At 69.8% G+C, this 12,512-nt stretch carries 11 protein-coding genes; 5 read left to right on the forward strand and 6 right to left on the reverse strand.

Features of this window, described 5'->3' with window-relative positions; genetic code table 11:
- Positions 1-154 precede the first annotated feature (154 nt).
- From ACZ7CD_RS07490 to ACZ7CD_RS07500, 3 genes are read left to right on the forward strand one after another with little or no spacing between them, the layout of a single operon-like run.
- Complete coding sequence (locus ACZ7CD_RS07490; protein ID WP_470378537.1) at positions 155-1,582, forward strand: extracellular solute-binding protein; 1,428 nt, start codon at positions 155-157, stop codon at positions 1,580-1,582.
- The gene (locus ACZ7CD_RS07495) at positions 1,579-3,588 is read left to right on the forward strand and encodes an ABC transporter permease (protein WP_470378538.1); all 2,010 of its coding nucleotides are present in this window, start codon (positions 1,579-1,581) and stop codon (positions 3,586-3,588) included. The genes ACZ7CD_RS07490 and ACZ7CD_RS07495 overlap by 4 nt, the downstream gene beginning before the upstream one ends.
- On the forward strand, positions 3,585-4,862 hold the full coding sequence (locus tag ACZ7CD_RS07500) for a mandelate racemase/muconate lactonizing enzyme family protein (protein ID WP_470378539.1): 1,278 nt from the start codon (positions 3,585-3,587) through the stop codon (positions 4,860-4,862). The genes ACZ7CD_RS07495 and ACZ7CD_RS07500 overlap by 4 nt, the downstream gene beginning before the upstream one ends.
- Before the next feature lies 1 nt (position 4,863).
- Here the strand turns inward: ACZ7CD_RS07500 and ACZ7CD_RS07505 are convergent, their stop codons facing one another.
- Positions 4,864-5,601: a ribonuclease activity regulator RraA gene (locus ACZ7CD_RS07505; RefSeq protein WP_360383794.1), complete on the reverse strand. Its 738-nt coding sequence runs from the start codon at positions 5,599-5,601 to the stop codon at positions 4,864-4,866.
- A 144-nt stretch (positions 5,602-5,745) separates the two neighbouring features.
- Positions 5,746-6,927, reverse strand: coding sequence for an FAD-dependent oxidoreductase (locus ACZ7CD_RS07510; protein ID WP_470378540.1), 1,182 nt, complete (start codon positions 6,925-6,927; stop codon positions 5,746-5,748).
- A gap of 58 nt (positions 6,928-6,985) precedes the next feature.
- On the opposite strand from ACZ7CD_RS07510, the gene ACZ7CD_RS07515 reads away from it, so the two are divergent.
- Complete coding sequence (locus ACZ7CD_RS07515) at positions 6,986-7,486, forward strand: MarR family winged helix-turn-helix transcriptional regulator (RefSeq protein WP_470378541.1); 501 nt, start codon at positions 6,986-6,988, stop codon at positions 7,484-7,486.
- A gap of 53 nt (positions 7,487-7,539) precedes the next feature.
- Here the strand turns inward: ACZ7CD_RS07515 and ACZ7CD_RS07520 are convergent, their stop codons facing one another.
- The 3 genes from ACZ7CD_RS07520 to ACZ7CD_RS07530 all read right to left on the reverse strand — a co-directional run bounded on the left by ACZ7CD_RS07520 (position 7,540) and on the right by ACZ7CD_RS07530 (position 8,676).
- Positions 7,540-8,004 carry a hypothetical protein gene (locus ACZ7CD_RS07520; protein ID WP_360383787.1) on the reverse strand — a complete coding sequence of 155 codons (465 nt, stop codon included), beginning with the start codon at positions 8,002-8,004 and terminating at the stop codon, positions 7,540-7,542.
- A 67-nt stretch (positions 8,005-8,071) separates the two neighbouring features.
- Positions 8,072-8,242 carry a hypothetical protein gene (locus ACZ7CD_RS07525; RefSeq protein ID WP_360383784.1) on the reverse strand — a complete coding sequence of 57 codons (171 nt, stop codon included), beginning with the start codon at positions 8,240-8,242 and terminating at the stop codon, positions 8,072-8,074.
- Positions 8,239-8,676, reverse strand: coding sequence for a hypothetical protein (locus ACZ7CD_RS07530; protein ID WP_470378542.1), 438 nt, complete (start codon positions 8,674-8,676; stop codon positions 8,239-8,241). Before ACZ7CD_RS07530 ends, ACZ7CD_RS07525 begins: the two co-directional genes overlap by 4 nt.
- 183 nt (positions 8,677-8,859) lie before the next feature.
- Between ACZ7CD_RS07530 and ACZ7CD_RS07535 the strand changes: the two genes are divergently transcribed.
- Positions 8,860-10,452, forward strand: coding sequence for a tryptophan halogenase family protein (locus ACZ7CD_RS07535; protein ID WP_360383779.1), 1,593 nt, complete (start codon positions 8,860-8,862; stop codon positions 10,450-10,452).
- A gap of 147 nt (positions 10,453-10,599) precedes the next feature.
- Here ACZ7CD_RS07535 and ACZ7CD_RS07540 read toward each other — a convergent pair whose 3' ends face one another.
- On the reverse strand, positions 10,600-12,387 hold the full coding sequence (locus ACZ7CD_RS07540; RefSeq protein WP_470378543.1) for an AfsR/SARP family transcriptional regulator: 1,788 nt from the start codon (positions 12,385-12,387) through the stop codon (positions 10,600-10,602).
- Between the last annotated feature and the right edge of the window lie 125 nt (positions 12,388-12,512).

Below are 12,512 nucleotides of genomic sequence, written 5' to 3' on the forward strand. Positions count from 1 at the left end.
CCCCGTCCGCCCGGGGTGCCGCCGGTTGCCACCCCGTTCCGCCGTTCTTCGCCGCATGAACCCGGCAGCGCGGCCCTCGCCGTGCTGTCCCGCCGGTTGCAACGTCGCCCCGTCGGTACGCGTCCGCTCGACCGGACGCGAGAGGAGTGGTCTCATGGAAGAGAAAACGGACTTATCCAGGCGCACCTTCCTCGGGATGAGCGCGCTGGGCGTGCTCGGTCTCGCCGGCTGCGGCGGGGGAGGAGGCCCCGCGGCGCCCCAGGTCGACGTCCAGGTGCCCCAGGCCCTGCTCGACCAGGCCGCCTCGCTGCGCGGCGGGTCGGTCGGGATGCTGTCGCAGAAGCTCTACTCCGAGTCCGCCAACAAGGCGCTCGACAAGTCGCTGCAGGTCTTCGCGCAGGCGACCGGCACCACGGTCCGCAACGACCTGGTCTCCGGCGACGCCGGTGACATGGTCGCGAAGATGGACGCCGAGGTCAGGGCGGGCACCAGCCGCGACTTCGCGTTCGTGAGCGACCGGCGGTTCGTCGGCCAGCTGCACAACCTCGGCGCCCTCACCGACGTCACCGACGTGGTCGAGCAGATGCGCGAGCTCTACGGTGACCCCGCGACGGAGGCGACGAACTACTGCGTCTTCGACGGCCGCTGGTTCGCGATCCCGTACCACTTCATCGCGTCCGCGATGTACCTGCGCAAGGACTGGTACCAGGAGAAGGGCCTCCCGCTCAAACCCCACTACACCTGGGAAGAGCTGCGGGACAACGCCCTGGAGGTGTCCGACCCGGCGAAGAAGCGGTTCGGCTGGGGTCTCACGGTGAACCGCTCGGGCGACGCCAACGGGTTCATCGCGAACGTCATCAACACCTACGGCGGGGCCATCGCGGACAACACCGGCACGAAGGTGGTGTTCAACTCGCCGGAGACCGTCGCTGCCGTCACGTTCATCGGCGACATCTACACGAACCCGAAGTACACGCCGATGCTGCCGCCGGGCGTCGGCAGCTGGACCGACTCGAGCAACAACGAGAACTGGCTGGCCCAGATCCTGGGGCTCACGCTCAACCAGTTCAGCGTCTACGCCGACTCCAAGACCAAGAACAACCCGGTCTACGCCAACACCCACCCGTTCAACGGCGCCACCGGACCCGCGCTCGACAAACCGCTCGCGTTCGGCGAGTCCAACTCGTTCGTCGTGTTCAAGGGCGCGAAGAACCCCGACCTCGCCAAGCTGGTGGCGAAGTTCATGGTCAGCGGCAGCGCGCTGCTCGGTGTCGCGAAGGGAGCACCGTGCCTGGTGAACCCCTCGTGGGACAAGGTGTGGGACTCCGACCCCTACTACACCACCGGTGACCCGGCGTTCCCCGCTCTGCGGGAGCAGACCCGCACACCGCTGCCGGTGACCACGAAGACCGGGTTCGCGTTCCCCCAGGCCCCGAGCCCCGGCGAGCAGGCGGCGACCGCGGCGTACCTGCTGACCGACATGATGCAGTCGGTCATCCAGGGCACCAAGCCCGCCGACGCCGTGGCCTCGACCCACGCCCGGATCGTCCAGGTCTTCGAGCAGCAGGGCTACCGGCAGTGACCGACCTGCGCACCCGGCCGGCGCCGGTCCGCCCGGCGCCGAACCGGTCTCCCTCGCTGAGCTCGACGCAACGCGCGCTCGGGCGCGACTGGCGCCTCGCCGCGGTGTTCATCGGGCCGACGCTGGTGCTCGTGGCCGGGCTGATCCTGTTCCCGATCATCGACTCGGTCGTCACCAGCACCACCGAACGCCACGGCGAGGACACGGTCTTCGTCGGCCTGGACAACTACACCGCGCTCGCCGGCGACACCGTGTTCCACAAGGGCGTGCTGAACTCGTTCGTCTTCACCGCGTACGCCGAGATCTTCAAGGTGGTCCTCGGCCTCATCGCGGCGTTGATGCTGCACCACATGCGCCGCGGCCGGGCGGTCATCGCCGGCATCATCCTGCTGCCGTGGGTGGTGCCGACCGTCGTCACGGCGTTCACCTGGCGGTCGTTGCTCGACCCGATCTTCGGCAGCGTCAACGTCCTGCTCACCGACTCCGGCATCGGGCCCGCGCTCGCGGCGGTCGGGCTCGTCGACCGCTGGCCCGCGGAGTGGCTGTCCGACCCCGCGCTCGCGATGCCGGCGGTCATCCTGGTCAACGTGTGGAAGGGCATCCCGTTCTTCACGGTGACGTTCCTGGCCGGGCTCAAGGCCATCGACAGCGGCCTGTACGAGGCGGCCGTGGTGGACGGTGCGACGCCGTGGCAGCGCTTCGTGCACATCACGCTGCCGGGCCTGCGCAACATCATGATCGTGACGGTGCTGCTGTCGTCGATCTGGACGTTCAACAACTTCGACCTGATCTGGCTGATGACCCAGGGCGGACCGGGCGACGCCACCGCCCCGTACGTGATGGTGGCCTACTCCAAGGCCATCCAGCAGCTGCAGCTCGGGGCGGGTGCCGCGGTCACGCTGGTGATGCTGCCGGTCATCGCCGTCCTCGTCGTCATCCTGGTGCGGATGATGCGCCGCAGCGACCAGCCCGGCGCCGCGGACCTGGGGCGCCGGAGGCTCACCCCCGCTCAACGCACCGCGCTGCCGTGGGTGATCGTCGTGGCCTCGACGCTCGTGCTGATCTGGGCGTCGCCGCACATCGTGTGGAAGGCAGCACTGGTGCTGGGCGTGTTCGTGGTCCTCGCGGCCGCCGTCGGACGGGTCGTGTCCGTGCTCGCCGCACGCGGCAACCGGCTGGCCGCCCGCCTGGTCAGCGGGACGAGCAGCGGGATCGCACTGCTGGGGCTGCTGGGCTTCGTGCTCGCCCCGCTCTACTGGATGACGGTCACGGCGTTCAAGTCCGACGACCAGATCGTCGCGCGCACCGACGACCTCTGGCCGACGCCGTGGACGACCGAGCAGTTCACGAACCTGTTCTCCGGCAGGGCGTTCGGCACCTGGTACCTCAACACGGTCCTGGTGTCGCTGGCGTCCACCGCGATCGCGCTGGTCTGCGCGGCGCTGGCGGGATATGCGTTGGCACGGCTCAAGTTCCGCGGTTCGGAGAGCTTCACGGTGACGATCCTGCTCACCTACGTGATGCCGGGGGCGCTGCTGTTCATCCCGCTGTACCAGATGATGAGCGGCATCGGCCTCAACGACTCGCTGTGGTCGCTCGTGCTCGCCTACCCGACGTTCACCCTGCCGTTCGCGACGTGGCTGCTCGTCGGCTACTTCAAGTCGATCCCGGCGGATCTGGAGGAGGCCGCTTTGGTCGACGGCTGCACGCGGTTCGGCGCGTTCCTGCGGATCGTGCTGCCACTGGCCAAACCGGGACTGCTCGCGGTCGCGCTGTTCACGCTCACCAACGCGTGGAACGAGTTCCTGTTCGCGTTCGTGTTCATCACCAAGGACGACTACAAGACGCTGCCCGTCGGCATGCAGTCGATGATCTTCGGCGACGTCGTGCCGCAGGGCCAGCTGGCGGCGGCGTCGTTGCTGATCAGCATCCCGGTCGTGGTCATGTACGGCTTCGGGCAGCGGTTCCTGACCGAGGGCCTGACCGCGGGAGCCGTGAAGGGATGAGCGAGCCGTCCGCGATCACGGAGGAGCACGTCGCCACGGCGTCCCGGCCGAGCGACCTGCGCATCACCGACCTGCGGGTGGCCACCCTCGCCGGCGTGCCGTTCCGCTCGTCGATCATCCGGATCGACACCAACCAGGGCCTGGTCGGGTACGGGGAGGTGCGCGACCAGGCCAGCGCCACCTACGCGCTGGTGCTCAAGAGCCGGCTCGTGGGGGAGAACCCCTGCAACCTGGACAAGGTCTTCCGCAAGATCAAGCAGTTCGGACACCACGGCCGCCAGGGCGGCGGGGTCTCCGGCGTCGAGATGGCGCTCGTGGACCTCGCGGGCAAGGCTTACGGCGTGCCCGCGTACGCGCTGATCGGCGGCCGGTTCCGGGACGCGGTCCGCTGCTACGCCGACACCCCCACGCTGCCGGACCCGCACGCGATGGGCGCGCGGCTGCTGGAGCGCAAGCAGCGCGGGTTCACCATGCTCAAGATGGACGTCGGCATCGACCTGCTGTGGGACGTGCCCGGCGCGTTGATCGCTCCGGCGGGAGCCCGTGCGGACCAGACGACCATGCACCCGTTCACCGGCATCCAGGTCACGGCGAAGGGCGTCGAGCACCTGGCGTCCTATGTGGACGTCGTGCGCTCGGTCGTCGGCTACGACGTGGCGCTCGCCGCGGACCACTTCGGCCACATCGCCCTCGACTCGTGCATCCGCATCGGCCGCGCGCTGGAGCCGTTCACGCTGGCGTGGATCGAGGACCTGATCCCGTGGCAGCTGACCGACCAGTGGCGCCAGCTCACCACGTCCGTCGCCGTCCCGACCTGCACGGGGGAGGACATCTACCTGCTCGACGGGTTCAAGCCGCTGCTCGACGCGGGCGCCATCCGCGTCGTGCACCCCGACCCGGCGACCGCGGGCGGCATCGCGGAGACCAAGCGGCTCGGCGACTACGCCCAGGACCGCGGCATCCCGATGGCGCTGCACCTGGCGGCGTCCCCGATCGCGACGATGGCGTGCGTCCACCTGGCCGCCGCCACGGAGAACTTCCTCGCACTGGAGCACCACGCGGCCGAGGTGGACTTCTGGAGCGACCTCGTCACCGGCCTGCCCCGCCCGTTGATCCAGAACGGTCACATCACCGTGCCCGACGCACCGGGGCTCGGTTTCGGCGACCTCGACGAGGAACTGCTGCAACGGCACCTCGACCCGCGGGACCCGGTGTTCTTCGCCGAGACGACGCACTGGGACCGCGAGTCGAGCCACGACCGGCTGTGGAGCTGAGTCAGCGCCCCTGCTGCGCGCGCCACCGCTCGTACTCGGGACGGGCCTCGTCCGACAGGGGGTAGTACAGGCGCAGGTCGCCACCCTCGGAAAGCCTTTTCCGGGAGAACTCCTCCCATTCCGCGTGCTCCTGCGCGGCGGCCAGCACGGCGGGCGCGAGCTTGATCGGCACCACCACCGCCCCGTCGTCGTCGGCCACGACGATGTCGCCCGGCTCCACCAGCGTGCCACCGCAGGCCACCGGCACGTTGACGGCGGTCGGGACGATGTCGGTCTGCGCGTGGTAGTTCGGCGTGGCACCGCGGATCCACAGCCCGAGCCCGAGCGTCTTCGCCTCACCGGTGTCGCGCAGGCACCCGTCGACCACCACACCGGCACCGCCGCGGCCCTTGAAGTAGGTCAGCATCATCTCGCCGAACACCCCGCTGCCCATGTCCCCGCGCGCGTCGACGACGATCATGTCGCCGGCCTGGGCGTGGTACATGACGTGCCGGTGCAGCTGCTTCTCCGGGTCCTCGTACTCGTCGACGGGGTAGAGGTCCTCCCGCTTCGGCATGAACTGCAACGTCAACGCCGGTCCCGCCACCCGCAGACCGGGCGTCACCGACACCGGGCCGCGGATGGCGGCGCTGCGGATGCCCATGCGGCTGAGCTCACCACTGGCCGTGGCGCTGCCGATGGCCGCGAGCGCCGCGCTGAGCTCGGCGGGCGGGCGGGCGATGTCGTGCGTCTCGACCACGTCGGTGGCTCCCTCGGGTTCGCGTTGCGCTGTCGGGAAGTTCCGTGCCGTCCACCACCGAGCCTAGTCCGAAGACCCAGTGACAGCGCGGAAAATCGTTGCAGGAACGGGAAACCCTGTCGGGAAAGGACCGCCGGGCGCGGATCAGGCCTGCGGCACCGTGATGGGCGGCAGGGCCTGCTCGCTGTCGGCGACCTGGGTCACCTTGGCGGTCAACGGCGCGAGCAGCCGGGACGTGACCACCCTGTCCGCCAGGTGGCGCAACCGCAGGCCGCGTGCCGTCTGCGGGAAGGCAAACGGCAGGACCCAGCGCGGGAAGTTCTGCACGTCGTCCACGAGAGGCCGCATCCACTTGCCGTAGGCGGCGAGCCCGTCCTCGACGCCGTTCGCGGACAAGGCGGCCGCCAGCACGTAACCGCTGATGAGCGCCAGCGACGCGCCGCCTCCGCCCATCGGCGTGACGCACCACGCGGCGTCCCCGGCGAGGCACACCCGCCCGCGGTGCCAGGTGGTCATCCTGATCTGGGTGAGCTGGTCGACGTAGACGTCCCGCGACCGGTCGAGCTCGTCGAGCACCCGGCGCGCCTCCCATCCGGCGTCGGCGAAGCGCTCGCGGAACCGCCGCAACGCCTCACCGCGGTCGCGCACGGCGATGTTCCCGGTGCAGGCGAGCATCGCGCGCGTCGTGCCGTGGTTGTCGGGCCGCAGGTGGACCTGCCGTCCGCCGATCGTGGTGTACCAGCGCCACCGCGTGTCGTCGCCCGCCGTGCGGGGGATCGTGCCGAACACCATGGAGACGCCGAGATCGCGCCGCTCGACGTCGTCGCCGAAGAGCATGTCGCGCGTAGTGGACCGCACTCCCTCGGCGATGACGAGCAGGTCGGCCTTCAACGTCCGCCCGGCGGCGGTGGTCACCGTGACGTGCTCGCCCGCCTCCTCGTCCACCGCGGAGACGGTGTCGCCGTAGTGGATCTCCACCCCGGCGGGCAGGTTCCGCAGGATCGTGCTCGCGAAGTCGCCGCGCAGCACCTCCAGCTCGGCGGTGGCTCCGTCCGTCCCCGCCGGCATCTCGGCGCGCACCCTGCCCGACGAGTCGACGAACACCGTGGCGGTCTCGGTGGTGTTCTGCTCCTTGACCGCCTCGAACAACCCCATCCTGGTCAGCACCTCCCGGGCCGTGCCGCGCACGTCGACGTTCTGCCCGCCGTCCCGGAACTCCTCCGCGCGCTCCAGCACGGTCACCTCCCAGCCGGTGCGCCGCAACCAGAACGCCGCCGAGAGCCCGGCGATGCTCGCACCGGAAACCACCGCGTGCCGTGCCGTCATGTCCAACCCCTCGTTTGGTAGCTTTGCAGCAAAGCTACTTCGCTGTGAAGGGGTGTGCATGACAGCCGCGGACCCGCTGGTCGAAGACTGGTCCCCGGACCAGGTCGACGTGATGCACCGCCTGCGCGACTGGGTGGTGGCGTTCACGACCCTCAACCAGCACCTGGCCGCGTGGATGCGGCTCCCGGCCTCCGACGCGAACGCGCTGGGCCAGGTCATCTGGGCGGCCGAGGCCGGCAGCCCGCTCTCACCGGCGCAGCTGTCGCACCAGCTCGGCATGACGACCGGCGCCACCACGATCCTGCTCAACCGCCTGGAAGCCGCCGGCCACCTCATCCGCACCCGCGAGAGCACCGACCGCCGCCGCGTGACCCTGCGCCCGACCCCGGCCTCCCGCGACCACGCCCGGCGCTTCCTCGGCCTCGCCGGAACGGAGATCGCCGGTGTGCTGCGGGAGACGTCACCGGCCGAACTCCGGACCGTGGCGGCGTTCCTGGGGCGGATGACGAGTGCGGCGACGTCGGTGGACCAGCGGCTGACGGAGTCGCGGACCCGCTGAGCCGCTGGGTCTGTTCGCTGGTTCTCGGTCTTCACACCGGTTCCGGTGTCCGTTCACCTGCGGTGGCGGACCCCGGCGTACGCGAGCGTGCCCCCGGCCAGCGCGGCGGCGAGCCCGGCCCACCCGCGCTGGTTGGCCGCCATGGCCGCGTCGTACTCGTCCTCGTCCAGCTGCCGGACGACGGCACCGTCCTTCGACTCCACGTACTTCCCGTCCCGGTACTCGAAACTCCCCGCGGTGCGGTCCGTCAACAACGGGAACGCGAAGAGGAAACCCCCGCCGGCCACCGCGACCACCGCCACCCCGACCGCCCACGCCGGCAGCGTCGGGTTCTGGAGGTTGAACCCGCCGCCGGTCAGCGGCACCGCCGCCAGCATGAGGGCAAACGTGATCACCATCAGCACGACGTTCGCCGACCGCGGCAGCAGCGGGCTGCCGGTGACCAGTCCGGACAGGACGACGACGGCGTCGAGGAGGATCACGACGAGGGAGGCCCACTGCACCGGCACCAGTCTCATGGTGGTGCACAGTAGGGGTCTCGGGGTGGAACGGGATCTTCCGGTCCGCTCGCGTGCGGTGTGATCGCTACCCGCGGAAGACGGTGGTGCGGTGCCAGGTGAAGTAGGGCTGTGAGCCGGCGCGGTGTGCTCCGCAGGGACGACCGTCTGCTCCTTGGGTGGTGGCCACCGCGCTGCCGTCGAGCACGGCGAACTTGCGGACGCGGACCGGGAACTGCCTGTCGTGCAGGGTGATCACGGCCGGTCGGAGGGACACGACGGTGCCAGGGATGGACGCCAGTATGGCTTCTCGTTCATACAGCTTCTCCAGGCCGGCCGTGACGTCGCGCACCTCGACCCACTGGCGGCGTAGCCGAGCACCCGCGGCCTCAGCCGTATCTGCTTCGTGGCGTTCCCGTCCGGGTTCCTGCCGATCTTCCCCTGCGCGCGGCCCGACTCCTTGCGCGATGCCTCAGGCAGGTCCCTCACCACGCTGCTCTCCAGCACGGCGCCGCGTTCGCGCAGCCGGTGCAGCAGCAGCTCCAGAGCCGGGTTGTACTGGTGGTTGCGGCCGTGCGGGCTCCCGGTGACCCTGCCGCCCGCGCTCTTCACGACCAGCGCGAGGTGGTCACCGTCCGCCTCGACCTCGAACTCCGCGTTGAGCACGGCACCGGAGTCGTCTGTTGCACGCATGCCTTCATCATCGACCCTTGCCGGGACCGGGTTACCGCCGCCCATTGCCGGCGCCTCCGGGAAACCGCGACGGCGCCCTCCGGAGAGGTTCGGCGGAATAGGCTGAATATAGACCGAGTATCAGGTGTCCGGGGAACAGTGGCGTCCACAGTATTGTCGTGGAATCGAAGGGTAGTGGTCCGGATGGAAGACCACAGGATCTCCAACGTCGTCGTTCTCGGTGGTGGCACCGCCGGCTGGATGACCGCCAGCTATCTGGGGAAAGCGCTCGGTCGGCACGCGACCATCACGGTGCTGGAAGCGCCGTCGATTCCCCGGATCGGCGTCGGGGAGGCCACGGTCCCGAATCTGCACAAGACGTTCTTCGACTTCTTGGGGATTCCCGAGGAGGAGTGGATGCGGGAGTGCAACGCCAGTTTCAAGATGGCGGTGAAGTTCGTGAACTGGCGCACGCCCGGTGAAGGGGAGGCGGAGGGCAGGCCGTTGCGGGGCCGGCCGGACCACTTCTACCACCTGTTCGGGCTGCTGCCGACGCACGAGCACCTGCCGTTGTCGCACTACTGGGCGGCGAAGAGGCTCGACGGGCAGACGGACGAGCCGTTCGACTACGCGTGCTACCGCGAGTCGCCGATGATCGACGCGCGGTTGTCGCCGCGGTTCGCCGACGGTACCAAGTGGACGAACTACGCGTGGCACTTCGACGCGCAGCTGGTCGCGGACTTCCTGAAGCGGTTCGCGATCCAGAAGCAGGGGGTGGTGCACGTCCAGGACGAGATGGTGGACGCGACGATCGACCAGCGCGGGCACATCACCTCGTTGAAGACCAAGGAGGGGCGCACCATCGCCGGTGACCTCTTCGTGGACTGCTCCGGCTTCCGCGGGTTGTTGATCAACAAGCTGATGCGCGAGCCGTTCCTCGACATGGGGGACCACCTGCTCAACGACAGCGCGGTCGCCACGGCCGTGCCGCACGACGACGCCGCCCACGGGGTCGAGCCGGCCACGTCGGCGATCGCGATGAAGTCCGGCTGGACGTGGAAGATCCCGATGCTCGACCGGTTCGGCACCGGGTACGTCTACTCCAGCCGGTTCACCGACGGCGACGAGGCCGCCGAGGACCTCTGCGCGATGTGGGGGCTGGACCCCGACGAGCAGCCGCTCAACCACGTGAAGTTCCGCGTCGGGCGCAACCGGCGGACCTGGGTGCGCAACTGCGTGAGCATCGGGCTGTCGTCGTGCTTCCTCGAACCGCTGGAGTCGACCGGCATCTACTTCATCACCGCGGCGCTCTACCAGCTGGGCAAGCACTTCCCGGACAAGCGGTTCGACCCGGTGCTGATCGACTCGTTCAACCGCGAGATCGAGACGATGTTCGACGACTCGCGCGACTTCCTGCAGGCGCACTTCACGCTGGCGCCGCGCAACGACACGCCGTTCTGGCGGGCGTGCAAGGAGATCGTGCTGCCCGACGACATCCAGTTCAAGATCGCCCAGTACCGGGCGGGGCTCGCGGTCAACATGCCGATCACCGACGAGGCGACCTACTACGAGAACTTCGAGGCGGAGTTCCGCAACTTCTGGACCAACAGCAGCTACTACTGCATCTTCGCCGGTCTGGACGTGCTGCCCGAGCACCCGCTGCCGGCGCTGGCGTTCCGGCCGCACGCGGTCGAGGGGGCCGAGCCGGCGTTCGCGCAGATCAGGCAGAAGCAGGCCGAGCTGTTGAAGACACTGCCGACCGCCTACGACTACGTGCGTGAGCTCCACGGCCGTTGATCACCCGGACGGTGGCATGCCGACTCCTGGCGGCACCTGCTAAGTTTTATTTGCGGGTGCCGCCCAGGATCGGCCCCGCGAGGGGATCCCACAAGCCGGAAGGAGCTGCACCCGGTGCACCGGGCGCAGCCCCTTCCGGTCGGGGACTCAGATGAGGGACAGCTCCGACAACCCCTCGGCGAGCGCCGTCTCCCGCGCCGCGAGCCGGGCGAGCGGGTGGAACCGGTAGGCCGGTTCGCCCTCCGCGTCGACGTGGGCGAGCTCCAGCAGGTGGAGGTCGAGCAGCGACTCCGTGATCTGCTCGCCGTCGGCGTCGGACAGGCCCAGCAGCGAGCTCGTCACCGAGTGCGGGAATGACGGCAGGTCCAGCAGTGACAACCGCAGCAGCGCGCCGCGGGCCCGCGGGTCGAGCGAGCTGCTGCCGCCCGTGAGCCGTTCCCGCACGTCGAGGTCGCCGAGCCGCAGCTCGTCGAGCAGCCGGTCGGGATCGGCGAGCCGGTGGGCGAACCGGGCCAGCGGCCAGTGCCGCTTGGCCGCGACGCGCGCGCCGGCGATCCGGATGGCGAGCGGCAGACCGTGGCAGAAGTCCACGATCCCCGCCGCCGCACCGGACTCGGCGGCCGTGCGCTCCGGTCCCACGATCTTGGTGAACAGCGACAGCGCGGCCTCGTCGCCAAGGGGTGCGAGGTCGAGCGTGTACTGACCGGCCAGTGTCGTGAGTGAACGGCGGGTGGTGACGATCGTGCGGCAGTGCGTTCCCGCGGTGAGCAGCGGACGCACCTGCCGGTCGGTCGCGGCGTCGTCGAGCACGACGATCATCCGCCGATCGGCCAGCAAGCCCCGGTAGAGCAGCGCCCGCTGCTCCAGGCTCGTCGGCAGTGACGCCTCGTCGAGGCCCAGTGCGGTGAGCAGTGCGCCGAGTGCCTCACCCGGCGGCAGCGGCGTGCGGTCGCTGCCGCGCAGGTCGACGAGCAGCTGGCCGTCGGGGAAGTCCGCGCGCAGGCCGCCCGCGACCCTCGACGCGAACGCGGTCTTGCCGACGCCCGCCATGCCGGTGATCGTCAGCGGCGCGGACCTGTGGCGCAGCCGGTCCGCGGCGAGCGTCAGCTCGGCGGCGCGGCCGGTGAAGTCCGGGGTGTCGGCGGCCAGCGCCACCGGTCTCGGCGCCGCGGTCATCGCGTGGCGCTGCTGGGGGAACGCCGACGGCACCTCGTTGGTCAGGATCGCCTGGTAGGCGCCCTTCAACGTCGGTCCGGGGTCGACACCGAGCTCGTCGGACAGCAGCCTGCTGCCCTCGTGGAACGTGGCGAACGCCTCTGCCTGCCGATCCGCCCGGTACAGCGCGACCATCAGCTGGGCTCTGAACCGTTCGCGCAACGGGTTGGCGTTCACCAGCCCGACCAGTTCGGAGGTGAGCTCGTGGTGCCGGCCGAGTGCGAGCTCGGCGTCGATCCGGAGTTCCAGCGTCTTCATCCGGACCTCCTCGATCCGCGGCCGCTCGGTCTCGGCCAGCAGGTCGGTCACGTCCGTGAGCGTCGGGCCGCGCCACAGGTCGAGCGCACCGCGCAACGTCTCGGAGGCGTGGTCGAACCGGCCGGCCCGCAACGCCTCGCGGCCGGTGCCCGCGAGCTCCTCGAACTCGTGGAAGTCGAACCGGGACGCCCCGATCCGCATGAAGTAGCCCGGTCCCTGCCGGATCAGCGCCATGCTGCCCTGCAGGTGCCTGCGCAGCCGGGAGGCGTAGGTGTAGATCTGGGCCTGATAGGTCGCGGGCGGGTGCTTGCCCCACAGCACCTCGCCGAGCTGGGCGTCGGAGAGCACCTTCTCCCTGGCGAGCAGCAGTGCCGCCAGGATCGTGCGCTGCTTGGAACCCTTCAGCGGAAGCTCAGCACCGTCCAGCCACAGGCCGACCGGTCCCAGTATTCGGAACTCCAAAGGACACTTCCCCCATTCGAAGTGTGCACCTTTCAGCAGTTCAGGATTGGTGCATACCCTGAAGAACCGAGCTCAGGACCTGATCGGACCAGGATTGTGCGTTCCGGCCGTGAGCTCGGTCGTCG

The sequence above is a fragment of the Lentzea sp. NPDC036949 genome, assembly GCF_055608075.1.